Raw genomic sequence first — 14,793 nt, 5'->3', positions numbered from 1 at the left:
GGTGCGGTACCGCGTTCGGCGGATCGTGAGGCACTGGCTTTTTAATAATGCCCAGCATTAGCATGGGGGCATGGCACGCACATCGGGACCCGAGACCCGGGAGAAGCTGATCCGCGCGGCCGAGGAGGTCTTCGCGGCCCAGGGCGTCGACGGCGCCCAGCTGCGCGACATCGTCAAGCTGGCCGGGCAGAGCAATCCGTCGGCCGTGCAGTACCACTTCGGCTCGCGCGCCGGGCTGCTCGACGCGGTGATGACCGGGCGCCAGCGGCGTACCGAGGGGGCGCTCGAAGCGCTCCTCGCGGAGCGCGTCCAGGCTCAGGGTCCGCACGATCCGCACGACCCCGAAGACCCGCACGACCCCGAAGACCCGCACGACCCCGAAGACCCGCACGGCCCCCACGATCCGCACGGCCCCCACGATCCGCCCGGCCCGCACGATCCGCCCGGCCCGCTGTATCGGGCCGGGCCGCCGGGTCCTCGTGACCTGCCCCTCCTGCTCGCGGCGCTCGTCGACGCAGAGGCGAGCGAGCTGCGCACCGGGCGCGGGCGGCGCTGCCTGCGGATCTCGGCCCAGCTCAGCCACGAGAGCGGCGTCCGCACCCGGACCCCGCACCCGACCCTGGCCGGGACCGCCTACTGGCACCTCATCGGCCGGATCGAGGACTGCCTCGCCGAGTCGCTGCCCGAGCCGGTCCGCCTGGAGCGGATCGATCTCGCGCTCACGCTCGTCGGCGCCGCGATGGCCGACCGGGCCCGCCAGTACCTGGCCGGCACCGAGCCGCTGACCGGCGAGGAGCTGTTCCGCGCCGACCTGGTGGCGACCACGAACGCCCTGCTCACGGCAGCTCCACCCGTACCCACCACCCCGAAGGACACGAGATGAACGACCTGACCGGCAAGACAGTGATCATCACGGGCGGCGCGCGCGGCCTCGGCGCCGAGGCGGCGCGCCAGGCGGTGGCGGCCGGCGCCCGGGTCGTGATCACCGACGTCCTGGACGAGGAGGGCCGGGCCACCGCCGAGGCCCTGGGCGCGAGCGCCCGCTTCCTGCACCACGACGTCACCTCCGAGCGGGACTGGGCGCGGGCCGCCGAGTTCGCGGTCGCCGAATTCGGCGCGCTTCACGGCCTGGTCAACAATGCGGGCATAGCAGCGGGCAGCCTCCTGGAGGCCGAGTCCGTCGACTACTTCCGCAAGGTCCTCGACATCAACCTCACCGGCGTCTTCATCGGCATGAAGGCGGTCGTCCCGGCGATGAAGGAGGGCGGCGGCGGCTCGATCGTCAACATCTCCTCGGCCGCCGGCCTGATGGGCCTGGCCCTGACGGCCGGGTACGGCGCCTCCAAGTGGGGCGTACGCGGTCTGACGAAGATCGGCGCGGTCGAGCTGGGCACCGCCCGCATCCGCGTCAACTCGGTCCACCCGGGCATGACGTACACCCCGATGACCGCCGCGGTCGGCATCGAGAAGGGTGAGGGCAACTACCCCAACACCCCGATGGGCCGGGTCGGCGAGCCCGACGAGATAGCGGGCGCGGTCGTCTTCCTGCTCTCGGACGCGGCCTCCTACGTGACCGGCGCGGAGCTGGCCGTGGACGGCGGCTGGACCACGGGGCCGACCGTGAAGTACGTGATGGGCCAGTGAGGCGGGCTTGCCGCCCGGGCCGGTGACCCGCACCCGCACCGCCGGGGCGCCGGGGCGCCGGGGCGCCGGGCAGCCGGTGATTTCATGGGCCCATGAATCCGGCTGACGAAATCCTGGACATCGTCGACGAGCACGACCACGTGACCGGGCAGGCCCGGCGCGCCGACGCCTACGCCCGCCATCTGCGCCACCGCTGCGTGTTCGTCCTGACCCGCGACGCGGCGGGCCGGATCTTCGTGCACCGCCGCACCCCGGACAAGCTCGTCTTCCCCTCCCTGTACGACATGTTCGTCGGCGGGGTGGTCGGCGCGGGCGAGTCGTACGACAGCGCCGCGCTGCGCGAGGCCGAGGAGGAGCTCGGCGTGTCCGGACTGCCGCGACCGGAACCGCTGTTCAAGTTCCTCTACGAGAACGGCGAGCAGAGCTGGTGGTCGTCGGTGTACGAGGTGCGCTGCGAGCTGCCGGTGAACCCCCAGGCGGAGGAGGTCGCATGGCACGACTTCCTGCCGCTCGCCGAGTTGGAGGCACGCATCGGCACCTGGGAGTGGGTGCCGGACGGGCTCGCGGCCTGGCAGCGGCTGCGCGCCACGGGGCTCGGCCCGTCCTGAGGGGCCGCCGGGTAGGGTGCGGCGCGTGATCACGATCGTGCAGACCCTGCGGCTGTGGTTCGCGCCCCAGCGCATCGGCGAGGAGGGCGAGACCCCCGACTACCGGTTCTCGCTCGCCAACGAGCGGACCTTCCTGGCCTGGATCAGGACGTCGCTCGCGCTGGTCGGGGGCGGTTTCGCGGTCGACCAGTTCCTGCCGGACCTGCGCTGGGGCGTCCGGGTCGCACTCGCCCTCGCGCTGCTCGCCGCCGGGGTGCTGTGCGCGCTGCGGGCGGTGAACCACTGGGTGCGCTGCGAGCGGGCCATGCGGCGCGGCGAGGACCTGCCGGTCTCGCGCTTCCCCACCCTGCTGAGCCTCGCCGTGGCGGTGGTCGCCGTGGTGATGGTGGTGGTCGTCGTCTTCGGCTGGGCCGGCTGATGCCCTCGCCGCTGCCCGCCCGCGACCCCGGGCTGCAGCCGGAGCGCACCCGGCTCGCCTGGCGGCGCACCACCCTGTCCTGCACGGTCGCGGCGGTGCTCGCCGCCAAACAGGCCCTGCACCAAGGGAGTTCACCGCTCGCGCCGGTCGCGGTGACGCTCAGCGGGCTCGCGTGGCTCGGCTTCCTGGCCGTGGCGCACCGGCGCATCCAGACCTTGAGCGGCGGCGCGCCGCCCCGGGTGCTCGGGGTGCGAGCCGCCCTCGCGGCGGCGGCCTGCACGGTGGCCCTGGCCTGTTTCGCCGTCGCCTCACTCTTCTGAACCCGGCCTTCCGGACCCGGCCTTCCGGACCCGGCCCTCCGAACCCGGCCTTCCGAACCCGGTCTCCTGAGCCCCGGCTTCTGAACCCGGCCTTCCCGACCCGGTTCGCGCGAACAGCGCGGCCGTCCGGCGCGCCGGAATGCAGGGTCCGCCCTGGACGGCATACCGACTGGTCGGTAGCGTGTCTCCGGACAGGACGCCCGACTCGTTCCGGAGGTGCCGCAGATGAGCACAGTCCCCCCGCCAGGCCTCGACCCGGAGCAGCTGCGGGCCCACCTCGACCGCGTGCGGCCCGGGCTCGTGGCCGGACCGCTCAAGGCCCGGCTGATCGAGGGGGGCCGGTCGAACCTGACGTACGTGGTCACGGACGGGACCGGGCAGTGGGTCGTGCGACGGCCGCCGCTCGGCCACGTACTGGCCACCGCGCACGACATGAAGCGCGAGCACCGGGTCATCAGCGCCCTGCACCCCACGGCCGTCCCGGTGCCCGAGCCGGTGCTGCTCTGCGAGGACGAGTCGGTGCTCGGCTCGCCGTTCTACGTCATGGAGTACGTGGCGGGAACGCCGTACCGCACCGCCGAACAGCTCGCCCCGCTCGGCGCCGAGCGGACCAGGGCGGCCGTGCTCGCGCTGGTCGACACGCTCGTCGAGCTGCACGCCGTCGACCCCGAGGCGGTCGGGCTCGGCGACTTCGGACGGCCCGGCGGCTTCCTCGACCGGCAGCTGCGCCGCTGGGGCAAGCAGCTCGACGCCTCCCGCAACCGGGACCTGGCCGGCATCGACGAACTGCATGCGGCCCTCGGGCGTGCGCTCCCCGTCTCTCCGGAGCCCACCGTCGTGCACGGCGACTACCGCCTGGACAACGTCCTGATCGGCGACGACGACCGGATCAAGGCGGTCCTCGACTGGGAGATGTCGACGCTCGGCGACCCGCTGACCGACCTCGGGCTCCTCGTGATGTACAGCGCGAAGCTGGAGGTGGCGGACTCTCCGGTCTCCACCACGGCGGGCGCCGCCGGTCACCCCTCCCCCGCGGAGCTGATCGAGCGCTATGCGGCCGGCTCGGGGCGCGACACCTCCGCCATCTCCTGGTACACGGCGTTCGCCTGGTTCAAGCTCGCCGTGATCCTCGAAGGCATCCACTACCGCTACACCCTCGGCCAGACCGTGGGCGCCGGGTTCGACCGCATCGGCGAGCTGGTCCCGGTCTTCATCGAGCACGGCCTCACGACCCTTCAGGAAGGCTGAACGCCCGTCATGGACTTCGCATTCGACGCCCGCACCGAAGAACTGCGGACCAAACTCCTCGCCTTCATGGACGGTTACGTCCACCCCGCCGAGGTCACCGACCACGAGCAGCGCGCCCTGCTCGCCTCGCCCTGGGACACCCCGCAGGTGGTGGAGGACCTCAAGGCCGAGGCGCGCCGCCGGGGCCTGTGGAACCTGTTCCTGCCCGACGCGGAGTACGGCGCGGGCCTCACCAACCTCCAGTACGCGCCGCTGGCCGAAATCACCGGCCGTTCCCCGCACTTGGCGCCCACCGCCCTGAACTGCGCGGCCCCGGACACCGGGAACATGGAGGTGCTCGCACAGTTCGGCTCGGACGAGCAGAAGAAGCGGTGGCTGGAGCCGCTGCTGGCCGGGGAGATCCGGTCGGCGTTCGCGATGACCGAGCCGGAGGTCGCCTCCTCGGACGCGACCAACATCGAGACGCGGATCGAGCGGGAGGGCGACGAGTACGTCATCACCGGGCGCAAGTGGTACATCTCCGGGGCGATGAACCCGGACTGCAAGATCTTCATCGTGATGGGCAAGACCGATCCCGCCAACGCCGATGTGCGCCGCCAGCAGTCGATGGTCCTGGTCCCGCGCGACACCCCGGGCGTCGAGATCCGCCGCGCCATGCAGGTGTACGGGTACGAGGACCACTCCCACGGCGGCCACGCCGAGGTCGTCTTCCACGGGGCCCGGGTGCCCGCGAGCAACCTGGTCGGCGAGGAGAGCGGCGGTTTCGCCATCGCCCAGGCGCGTCTGGGGCCGGGCCGGATCCATCACTGCATGCGTCTGATCGGGATGGCCGAGCGGGCGATCGAGCTGATGTGCCGAAGGGCCGTGTCCCGTACGGCGTTCGGCAAGCCGATCGCTCAGCAGGGCGTGGTGCAGGAGTGGATCGCGGACGCCCGGGTCGCGGTCGAGCAGCTGCGGCTGCTCGTCCTGAAGACGGCCTGGCTGATGGACACCGTGGGCAACCGCGGGGCGCACACCGAGATCCAGGCCATCAAGATCGCCACCCCGCGCACGGTGGTCGGCATCATCGACGACGCGGTGCAGCTGCACGGCGCGGGCGGCGTCAGCCAGGACTTCCCGCTGGCCGAACTGTGGGCCGCGGCAAGGACGTTGCGGCTCGCGGACGGCCCCGACGAGGTGCACCAGCGCTCGCTGGCCCGCCGCGAACTGAAGAAGTACCTCTAGCGGCGCGGCAGTTCGCGCTCAGGGCCGCAGCGCGCGGAGCAGCAGGTCGGCGAGGTGATCGGCGACCTGCTGCTGGGTGAGCGGCCCGTCCGGCCGGTACCAGGTGGACAGGTGGTGGACCGAGCCGAAGTGGTAGTCCACCACCAGGTCGGCCGGGGTCGCGGTGGAGAACACCCCGGCGGCCTGGCCCTCTTCGATGAGCGCCCGGAACCGCTCGTGGTAGCGGCGGCGCTCGGCGCGCACCTGCTTGTTCTTCTCCGGGCTCAGCTGGTGCATCGAGCGGAAGAAGATCGCGGCGTCGTCGAGGTTGTCGATGGTGGTCACCACCACGTCGGCGGCCGCCTCGCGCAGCCGCTGCTCGATGGGCGCGTCCGCACCGGCGAACGCGTCGAGCCGCTCCTGCTGGAGGCGCAGCACCCGGGCGTACACCTCTTGGAGGAGGTCCTCCTTGGAGCCGAAGTAGTGGTAGAGCGCGCCCTTGGTGACGCCGGCCGCCTCGACGATCTCCTGCACGGAGGTGCGGTCGTAGCCGTTCTCCGCGAACAGGCGGGTGGCGGCGGCGAGCAGCCGCTGGGGGACGGGGGTGGTGCCGCTCGTGTCCGTCGCCTTGGCCATCGCCGCCGCCTTTCTCTTGTTCACGTGCGCGAGGGGCCGCGGCCCCTCGCCCTGTTCCGGTCCTGCTGCGTCGTCGCCCGGGCGCTACGCCTGTGTGCGCAGCTCCCGCCTGAGGATCTTCCCACTCGTGGTCTTGGGAAGCTCCGCCAGGACCTCCACCTCGCGCGGGTACTTGTAGGCCGCGAGCCGCTCCTTGCAGTACGCGGCGAGCTCGGCCGGGTCGGCCTCGGCGCCCGGGCGCAGGCTGACGTACGCCTTGACGCTCTCGCCGCGGTAGGCGTCGGGGATGCCCACGACGGCCGCCTCGCGTACGGCGGGGTGGGTGTAGAGGACGTCCTCCACCTCGCGCGGCCAGACCTTGAAGCCGGACGCGTTGATCATGTCCTTCATCCGGTCGACCACGTAGAGCCAGCCGTCGCGGTCCATGAACCCGATGTCGCCGGTGCGCAGCTCTCCGTCGGGGAACGCCTCGGCGGTGGCCTCGGGGCGGCGCCAGTAGCCGGGCACCACCTGGGGGCCGCGCACCATGATCTCGCCCTGCTCGCCGAACGGCACGTCGTTGCCTTCGAGGTCGACGATCCGTACCACGGTCTCGGGCCCGGGCACCCCGACGGAGAGCGTGCCGGACACCGGGTCGACGGGCGCCTCCTTCTCGGGCGGCACCGAGGCACAGGGCGCGGTGCACTCGGTCAGGCCGTAGCCGTTGCGGATGTACGGTCCGAAGCCCGCCCGGAACTTCTCGACGAGCGCGGGCGGCAGGGGGGCGCCGCCCGACGAGATGACCTCGAAGGAGGCGAAGTGCTCCCGGGTGACGCCGGGGGTGGCCGCGAGCGCCATGAAGGCCGTGGAGGGGCCGACCGTGTAGGCGGGGCGGTGTTCGGCGAACGCGTCGAGGACGACGCCCGGGTGGAAGCGGTGGGCCAGGATCAGGGTGCCCGCGTTGGCGACGCAGGCGGCGAGTTCGCAGACCATGCCGGTGATGTGGAAGAGCGGCGCGAGCGCGAAGTAGCCCGAGCCCTCCGCTATGGGGTGCCCGGTGCGCTGCCGCTCCGCGTTGTAGGTGATGCCGCGATGGGTGTTCATCGCGCCCTTGGGGGTCCCGCTGGTGCCGGAGGTGTAACTGATCAACGCCGTGTCGGTGGCGGACAGTTCCCGGTCCGATGGCGCTTTCAGGCCCTGCCGTGCGACGGTGACGAGATCGTCGGTGTCGGCCGGCGCGGGGAGCCGCTCGTACCCGCCGAAGACCCTTTCGTCGTCGAGGCTCTGGAGGTCGGACTCGCAGGCGGTGAGCGCGATGCGGACCGTCGAGTCGGCGGCGGTGTCGCGCAGGTACCCCTCCCAGGCGCGATCCGAGCACACCAGGGCGGCGACCTCGGCGTCGTGCAGGACGTGGGCGACCTCGCCCGACTTGTACATCGGGTTCAGCGGCACGACGGTGGCGCCGGCCTTCCACGCGCCCAGCAGGGCGATCACGAAGTGCGGGGTGTTCTGGAGCATCAGCGCGACGCGGTCGCCGCCGGCCAGGCCACGGGCGGCGAGGTGGCCGGCCACGGAGTCGGACAGCGCGTCGGTCTCCGCGTAGCTGAGACGGCCGTCGAAGTACACGAGAGCGGTGTGTTCGGGGGCGCGGGCGACGGCGGCACGGAAGGAGTGCAGCACCGTCTCGGGCGGGGTTATGTCCGCCCGCTGGGCCTCGCTGAGCTGGGCGAGCCAGGGCTTGGCCGCGTAGATCGAGGTCATTCGGCGTCGGCCTCCCACTTCTGCTGAAGGTGGTTCATGCTGGTCAGCCAGCGGTCGGGGGTGGCGGCCCGGGCCGTGTAGTAGTCCGCGACCTCGGGGTGCGGCAGCACCAGGAAGCGGTCCTCGGCCATCGCGGCGAAGAGCGCGTCGGCGACCTGGTCCGGCTCGATCGCCGTGGGCCTGAGCACGAGGTCGCCGGCCGTTCCGGTGGCGGCCAGCATGTCGGTGCGGACCCCCTGTGGGCAGATGGCATGCACCTTCAGGCCCCGGTGGCGGTAGGTCAGCGACAGCCACTCGGCGAAGGCGAGCGCGCCGTGCTTGGTGACGCTGTACGGGGCCGCGCCGATCATGGTGAGCAGCCCGGCGGCGGAGACGGTGGAGACGAAGCGGCCCTCGCCGCGCTCCAGCCAGTCGGGCAGCAGCTCCTTGGCCGCGCGGACGTGGGCCATGACGTTGACGTCCCAGGCCGCGGCCCAGACGTCCTCCGGGGCCGCCTCCGAACCCCCCGATCCCAGGCCCGCGTTGGCGCAGTAGACGTCGATGGCGCCGCCGAGCGCGTCGCGGGCGGCGGGGACGACGGTGGACGCGTCGCCCGGTACGGCGATCGCGCCGATCTCCTCGGCGGTGCGGCGGGCCTTGTCCGCGTCGAGGTCGTTGACCACGACGCGGGCGCCCTCCGCCGCGAATCTGCGGGCGAGGGCGGCTCCGATGCCGCCGCCCGCGCCGGTGACGACGACCGCGGGGCTGTGCCCCGGCTGTCCCGTGCTCATCTGGACCCGCCTCTCTGCGTGCCGAATGCCTCGACAGACTAACCAGTCGGTATGCCCGGCGGAACCCCCGCCGCCACCCTCGTGGGCCACGGCCCCCGCCCCGCACGGCGCGCTTCGCCGGCACGCCGACGCCCTCGCACGGTGGGTGGCCGTTCGCGCAGTTCCCCGCGCCCCTGACCCCCAACCCCCTTTTCGACTGCGGACCGTGCTCCCTTCTCGCACAGTTCCCCGCGCCCCTGTCGGTGACCCGGAATCCCTCGGTGCCGGCCGGCATCGGGCATTTCAGCCCGTCCGGCGTTTGAGGACGAGCGCCCTCAAGGCGCGAACGGGGACTGGGGCGGAGCCCCAGGGGGCCCGCGCCAGCCAAACCGCCGCCCCCTCCCCGCTCCACTCCCCCGGAGGCCCGCGGCATGGGACATTCCGAAACCCCGCCCCCACCGCTAGCGTTCGGGCGGGGCGAGCCGAGGAGGTACGGGATGGATCTGTCCAGACGGGGCGTGCTCGCGAGCGCCCTCGCAGCAGGAGCCCCCGGCACGGGAAGGGCACGCCCCGCCCGAGCCACGGGCATCCGCACCGGCTTCGACCGCCTCGCGGCCGAGGGCTGCGCCACCCTGTCCGGCCAGAGCGTCGGCGTCGTCACCAACCCCACCGGCGTGACCCAGGACGTCCGGCACATCGTGGACGTCCTGCACGCCGACCCCCGCGTCAAGCTCACCGCCGTCTTCGGCCCCGAGCACGGCTTCCGCGGCACCGCCCAGGCCGGCGGCTCGGAGGGCCGCTACAACGACCCCGCCACGGGGCTGCCCGTGTACGACACGTACACCAAGAGCGGCCAAGCCCTCGCCGACGTCTTCACCGCCTCCGGCGTCGACACCGTCGTCTTCGACATCCAGGACGTCGGCGCCCGCTTCTACACCTACATCTGGACGCTCTACGACTGCATGGAGGCCGCCGCCCTCGCCGGCAAGAGGTTCGTCGTCCTGGACCGGCCCAACCCGGTGACCGGCCGGGCCGCGTACGGCCCGGTCCTCGACCCGGCGTTCGCCACCTTCGTCGGGCGGCAGCCCATCGCCCAGGCGCACGGGATGACCGCGGCCGAACTCGCCCGGCTCTTCAACGCCGAGTTCCTCGGCGGGAGGGTCCGTCTGACGACCGTCGGCATGACCGGCTGGCGGCGCACGGACTTCTACGACCGCACCGCCCTGCCCTGGGTGCCACCGAGCCCCAACATGCCCACCCCGGACACCGCCCTGGTCTACGCCGGGACCTGTCTCTTCGAGGGCACCAACCTGTCGGAGGGGCGCGGCACGACACGCCCCTTCGAACTGCTCGGCGCCGAAGGGATGGACGGCCGATGGGCCGCGGCCGTCAACCGGCTCGCCCTGCCCGGAGTCCGGTTCCGCGAGGCGTACTTCGCTCCGACCTTCTCCAAGTTCGCGGGAAAGACGGTCGGTGGGGTCCAACTCCACGTCCACGATAGGGAGTTGTTCGACCCCGTACGCACCGGCATCGCGCTCCTGGTGACCGCGAAGCAGGTGTGGAGCGGCTTCGCCTGGCGGTCCGACCACTGGATCGACAAGCTCACGGGCTCGGCCCTGGTGCGGACGATGATCGACGCCGGTGCCACCGCGGACGAGATCGTCGCCGCCTGGCAGCCGGGGCTCGAAGCGTTCCGCACCGTACGCCGCAGGCATCTGATGTACGACTGAGCCGCGCCGCAATCCCCGCCATTCGACCCCGTCCCGCATATGGCCAGGTCCGCGCTGCCGCAGGACGATGGGGACGCTCATCGTCGAGCGGACCGGAGGTCGGGTCATGACGGACATCGGAGTCGCGCCGTACCGGGAGATCACCTTCGACGCGGACGGAGACGCCGATCCCGCCGAACGCGCGGCCCTGGCCGGGGTGGAAGCCACCGATCTGGTGCTGCTCGCGCACGGCTGGAACAACACCCCCGACACGGCCAGGGGCCTCTTCCGGGCCTTCTTCGCGGCGTTCCCGGCGCTGCTCACGGGGCCGGAAGGGGTGCGGCTCGGCTACGGCGGCGTGATCTGGCCGTCGATCCGCTTCACGGACGAGACCATCCCGAACTTCCCGCACGCCACGGCGACCACCGCCCCCACCACACCCGCACCCGCACCCGACCCCGGGCTCGACGCCGCGACCGTCACGGCGCTCAAGGGGTTCTTCCCCGGGCAGGACACCGCGATCGACCGGATCACCGCGTACCTGGACCAACGCCCGGACGAAGAAGCCGCGTTCACCGATTTCGCGCGACTGACGAGGCAACTGGTGACGGCCCCCGCGAGCGGGCCGGGGACGCTCGGCGACCTGGCGCTGGAGGACGGGCCCGGCGCCTCGCCCGCGCTCCTGACCGACGGCATCCTGGGCCTGTGCCAACGGTTCACGGCCGCCCTCGCCGACACCGGCATGGCCGTGCAACCGGGGCCGCCGGGGCCCTCGTTCTCGATCGGAGGCTCCCTCAAGCACCTGTGGGACGGCGCCAAGGAGGTGCTCCGCCAGACGACGTACTACGAGATGAAGCACCGGGCCGGCACCGTGGGACAGCGCGGGCTCGGCCCGCTCATCGGCCAACTCGCCGCCGCACGGCCCGACTTGCGCATCCACCTGGTCGGACACAGCCAGGGCGCGCGCCTTGTCGCCTTCGCGCTGAAGGGGCTGCCGGGCGGGGCGCACAACGTGAAGTCGGTGACGCTGCTCGAAGGCGCCTTCTCGCACTACGCCTTCGCCGAACGGCTGCCGGACGGCCTCTCGGGGGCGGGCGCGCTGAGCGACGCACAGGGCCGGGTCGACGGCCCGGTCGTGTCCTGCTACTCGCACTTCGACACCGCGCTCGGCGTCATCTACCCGCTGGCCTCGGCACTGTCCGGGGACTGTGCGAGCGCGCTGCCCGGTCTCGACCGGCGCTGGTGGGCCATCGGCCACGACGGCATCCAGGCGGTCAGCCCCTGCACCACGCTCACGCTCGCCGAGGCGCTGCGCGACGGGGTGCCGGACTCGGGCTGCGTCAGCGTGGACGCGGCCGCGGTGGTGAAGGCCGGCGGCCCGCCCTCCGGCGCACACAGCGACATCTGCCATCCGGAACTGGCCCGGGTGGTGCTGGCCGCGGGCCGGATCGTCGGACCCTGACCCGCGGCCGTTCGTCGCCTACCGGTGGCTGGGGAACTCGACCACCTGCTGGTAGGTGGGCCGGTTCTGCCAGTTGATGGTGGACTGGGTGATGCCGCCGAGCGGGCGCTGCGTGATGCTGTCGGCGCACCACTGGTCACCCGCCGAGCAGCCGGCGTCCCCGGGGTAGACCTGGGCCGGGGTCTTGGCGGCCGCCTGCTTGAGCGTGCCGAGCAGGCTGTCCCGGCAGGCGGCGAGCTGGCCGCCGCCGCAGTAGGCGCGGGCCAGCGGACCCTGCACGTTCTCGCCGAGGACCGCCCTCAGGTCCTTGTCGACATAGCTCCACCAGCCGTACTGGAAGGCGGACCCGGCGTGCGAGCCGGTCGGGCCGTGCCCGGCCGAGGGCGCTTCGTCGATGCCGAGGTTGGCGGTGAGGGCGCTGTAGAGCGGATCGCCGAGACCGGGCCGGAACTCGCCCTCGACGAGCAGTGGCCACCAGGCGTCCATCAGGCGCACCGCGTCGGGATGGGTGTAGGTGTGCGAGCCCTGCGAGGTTTCGCGGCGCTGGCTGCCGTCGGACTGCCAGGCCTCCAACTGCTGTACGGCGGAGGCCAGTTGCGGGTCGGTGATCGGTGTGCTGCGCAGCACCCTGAGGAGCTCGGGCAGCACGTCCTCGCCGCGCAGGTCGGTCACGGCGGCCTGGGCCATGGCCCGGGTGAGCGAGGAGCGGGTCACACCGCCCTGGGCGACCAGGGCCTTCACCCGGTCGTCGAGGAGGTCGACCCGGTGCACGGACCCGTCGCCGAAGCCCGCCGTGGAGTAGTCCTTGGCCTGCTTGTTGTTCCAGGACACGTAGTAGTCCTGGCCGACCGACTGGGGGTGCTGGGCGGGCGGGGTGTACGCGGCCGTGTTGGCGGCGGGGTCGAAGCCCTGCCATTCGTAGGCCTGCTCGGCCTTGACGGGCAGCGACGGGTCGACGTCCGGGTCGCGGACCGGGTTGAGACCGCTGTTGTAGTACGCGACCGTCCGCGAGTCCGCGTAGAACCAGTTGAAGGTGTAGTCGACGGACTGTGCCGCCTCCTGGAAGGTCTTGGCGTCCTTCACGAACGTGGGGTCGTTCATCATCTGGAAGCCGATGATCGAATCGGCGTCGTGACGGTAGGTGGAGCGCAGCGAGGTGTAGGCGACGGGCTTGCCGCCCACGGTGGCGCGGGCCGTGACGATGCCGTAGTTGGTGCGCCACACCTGCATCCGGTAGGAACCGGCCGCGGTCGTGTCGGCGACGGTCGGCTTCCAGCTGTTGGTCTTCTCCAGCTTCTCCATCGGCGTGCACACACCGCGGTAGACGTAGTGGGTGGCGTCCTGGCACAGCTCCACGGCGTAGGTGTCGGTGATGTCCTGGCCCGCGGAGGTGGCCGACCAGGCGTAGTCCTGGCCGCGGCCGAGCTGGACGTACATGCCGACCCCGGCGAAGGAGGCGCCCCGGGCGCTGATGCCGGGACCCTGGATCTCCTGGAGCATCAGCAACTGTGGCGCGAAATAGCCGGTTTGAGGGCCGAACACCGCCACCGGGTTGCCGCTCGCCGTGTGCGAGCCCGACACCACGAGGGCGTTGGACATGCCGCGCGGCTTGCCCAGGTCGACGCCGGGCAGCACACCGTTGTCGTACATGCCCTTCAACGGCTTCAGCTTCTGCGGAACCTTGACGTCCGCCTTGGCCTGGGTGTTCGCCGAGCCGGTGCGGTCGTAGACGAGCTTTTCGGGCACGACGGAGCCCGGGTCGGGCATCGCGGCGCCCTGGGCGTTGGCGGGCTTGCCCGCGTACGGGAAGCTGGTGCCGTCGTGCACGGTGAGCGCGGCCTCGGGGTCGTTGCGCTCGCGGAAGGACTCCCAGACCTTGGTGCCGTCGGCGACGCCGTACTTGGCCTGCGCGGCCTGGAGCGAGAGCGCGGCCTGCACCTCGCCGCCGCCTCCGCCGCCGAAGAGCCCGCCCACCACCGAGGCGAGCGCGATCAGGTCGGTGAGCTTGAAGGGCTGGATCTCCCCCACGTTGGTGATGGAGTCGATCTTGCCGGTGAGGACGTACTCGCCGGGGAAGTACCGGCCGTCCTTGGACTGCTTGGCATAGGCGTTGATGCCGTCCACATACGCCTGCGCGTCGGCCATCGCCTGCTCGCCGCGGGGCCCGTTGGTGGTGCGGATGCGGTCGACCTGCGCCTGGAGATCGGCCTCGGTGTACGGGGCCTGCGGCCAGAACTCCTGCTCCAGGCCCTGGTTGGCGAGGGCGCCGCCCGCGAAGGAGGTCAGCTCGCCGCGGCCGATGTGCCGGAACAGGTCCATGAGCCAGAGCCGGTCCTGGCCGGCCGCGTACCCGGCACCGTACTCGGTGCCGTAGCGCGTGGTGCCCTTGATGTGGGGCACGCCCGTCGCCTTGTCCCGGGTGATGGTGACGTCCGGGCGGGGCGAGCTGGTCGACTGCGCCTGCCCGCTCGGCACCCCGAAGGAGGCGTCGTTGAAGAAGGTGTTGAGCTTGTCGTCGGTGAGCGAGGACTGCCCCGCCACCAGCGCGTCGTACTTGCCGAGCTCGTCGTCGCTGTGTGCGGGGTGGGTCCCGAACAGCTTGTTGCCGAGGATCTCGACGAGGGTCGCGTTGCCGTTGGCGCCGGGCGGCAGGATGTCGGAACACTGCCCCTGGCAGTGGTCGCCGTCGGCGGGCTCGGCGGCGCCGGCCTGGACGGCGGGGCCGAGCAGGGCGGCGGACAGGGCGATGACGGTGGCGGCACAGGCGGCGGCTCTGCCGCGTCCGATTCCCGTCGCGTGTCGAAGTCTGCTGAAGGTTCCTGGTGTGGTGAGCCTTGCGGTGCGTCGTCGCATGCGCGCTCCTAGTGGGGGCCGATGCGCCGGAGGCTACTGGGGGGTACGGCGCGCCGTAAGGTGAACATGCGTCACCTTCTCCGAATCCCCACACGCCCGCCCGATCGGCTCCGCGAGCACGACGGCGTACCACCGGAAGCTGTGCTCTTCAGGCCTCCGTCGGCGCGCGTATTCCTTCCGGCCCGCGCTGGGTCGTGCGGGGC

The 14,793-nt window shown here is 72.2% G+C and carries 13 protein-coding genes; 9 read left to right on the top strand and 4 right to left on the bottom strand.

What is annotated here, in order from left to right; translation table 11 throughout:
• The first annotated feature begins 70 nt into the window (after nt 1-70).
• The 7 genes from IE267_RS39775 (at nt 71) to IE267_RS28760 (ending at nt 5,462) form a co-directional block, all read left to right on the top strand.
• A complete protein-coding gene (locus IE267_RS39775; RefSeq protein WP_229861475.1) occupies nt 71-883 on the top strand; it encodes a TetR/AcrR family transcriptional regulator in 813 nt (270 codons plus the stop codon).
• The gene (locus tag IE267_RS28785; protein WP_161244729.1) at nt 880-1,644 is read left to right on the top strand and encodes a glucose 1-dehydrogenase; all 765 of its coding nucleotides are present in this window, start codon (nt 880-882) and stop codon (nt 1,642-1,644) included. The genes IE267_RS39775 and IE267_RS28785 overlap by 4 nt, the downstream gene beginning before the upstream one ends.
• A gap of 92 nt (nt 1,645-1,736) precedes the next feature.
• Nucleotides 1,737-2,252: an NUDIX hydrolase gene (locus tag IE267_RS28780; protein WP_189765231.1), complete on the top strand. Its 516-nt coding sequence runs from the start codon at nt 1,737-1,739 to the stop codon at nt 2,250-2,252.
• Between the two features lie 25 nt (nt 2,253-2,277).
• Nucleotides 2,278-2,670: a YidH family protein gene (locus IE267_RS28775; RefSeq protein ID WP_100577397.1), complete on the top strand. Its 393-nt coding sequence runs from the start codon at nt 2,278-2,280 to the stop codon at nt 2,668-2,670.
• A complete protein-coding gene (locus IE267_RS28770; RefSeq protein WP_189765230.1) occupies nt 2,670-2,990 on the top strand; it encodes a DUF202 domain-containing protein in 321 nt (106 codons plus the stop codon). The genes IE267_RS28775 and IE267_RS28770 overlap by 1 nt, the downstream gene beginning before the upstream one ends.
• 225 nt (nt 2,991-3,215) lie before the next feature.
• Entirely contained in the window at nt 3,216-4,238 is a 1,023-nt protein-coding gene (locus IE267_RS28765; RefSeq protein WP_189765229.1) for a phosphotransferase family protein, read from the top strand.
• 9 nt (nt 4,239-4,247) lie between these two features.
• A complete protein-coding gene (locus IE267_RS28760) occupies nt 4,248-5,462 on the top strand; it encodes an acyl-CoA dehydrogenase family protein (RefSeq protein ID WP_189765228.1) in 1,215 nt (404 codons plus the stop codon).
• Nucleotides 5,463-5,480: 18 nt separating this feature from the next.
• On the opposite strand, the gene IE267_RS28755 is transcribed toward IE267_RS28760, so the two are convergent.
• The 3 genes from IE267_RS28755 to IE267_RS28745 form a co-directional block, all read right to left on the bottom strand.
• The gene (locus IE267_RS28755) at nt 5,481-6,077 is read right to left on the bottom strand and encodes a TetR/AcrR family transcriptional regulator (protein ID WP_100577030.1); all 597 of its coding nucleotides are present in this window, start codon (nt 6,075-6,077) and stop codon (nt 5,481-5,483) included.
• Nucleotides 6,078-6,161: 84 nt separating this feature from the next.
• Entirely contained in the window at nt 6,162-7,817 is a 1,656-nt protein-coding gene (locus tag IE267_RS28750) for a class I adenylate-forming enzyme family protein (protein ID WP_189765227.1), read from the bottom strand.
• Nucleotides 7,814-8,587 carry an SDR family oxidoreductase gene (locus IE267_RS28745; RefSeq protein ID WP_161244723.1) on the bottom strand — a complete coding sequence of 258 codons (774 nt, stop codon included), beginning with the start codon at nt 8,585-8,587 and terminating at the stop codon, nt 7,814-7,816. The genes IE267_RS28750 and IE267_RS28745 overlap by 4 nt, the downstream gene beginning before the upstream one ends.
• 476 nt (nt 8,588-9,063) lie before the next feature.
• Between IE267_RS28745 and IE267_RS28740 the strand changes: the two genes are divergently transcribed.
• Both IE267_RS28740 and IE267_RS28735 read left to right on the top strand, forming a co-directional pair.
• Nucleotides 9,064-10,296: an exo-beta-N-acetylmuramidase NamZ family protein gene (locus IE267_RS28740; RefSeq protein ID WP_189765226.1), complete on the top strand. Its 1,233-nt coding sequence runs from the start codon at nt 9,064-9,066 to the stop codon at nt 10,294-10,296.
• 106 nt (nt 10,297-10,402) lie between these two features.
• Nucleotides 10,403-11,737 (top strand): lipase family protein, encoded by a 1,335-nt coding sequence (locus tag IE267_RS28735; protein ID WP_189765225.1) that lies wholly within the window; start codon nt 10,403-10,405, stop codon nt 11,735-11,737.
• 18 nt (nt 11,738-11,755) lie between these two features.
• Here the strand turns inward: IE267_RS28735 and IE267_RS28730 are convergent, their stop codons facing one another.
• Nucleotides 11,756-14,590 carry a penicillin acylase family protein gene (locus IE267_RS28730; RefSeq protein WP_189765224.1) on the bottom strand — a complete coding sequence of 945 codons (2,835 nt, stop codon included), beginning with the start codon at nt 14,588-14,590 and terminating at the stop codon, nt 11,756-11,758.
• Between the last annotated feature and the right edge of the window lie 203 nt (nt 14,591-14,793).

The organism is Streptomyces xanthochromogenes, from assembly GCF_014650455.1.
Taxonomy (GTDB): domain Bacteria; phylum Actinomycetota; class Actinomycetes; order Streptomycetales; family Streptomycetaceae; genus Streptomyces; species Streptomyces xanthochromogenes.
The sequence above is the reverse complement of the archived record's forward strand: the minus strand, read 5'-3'. Positions and strand labels throughout refer to the sequence as shown.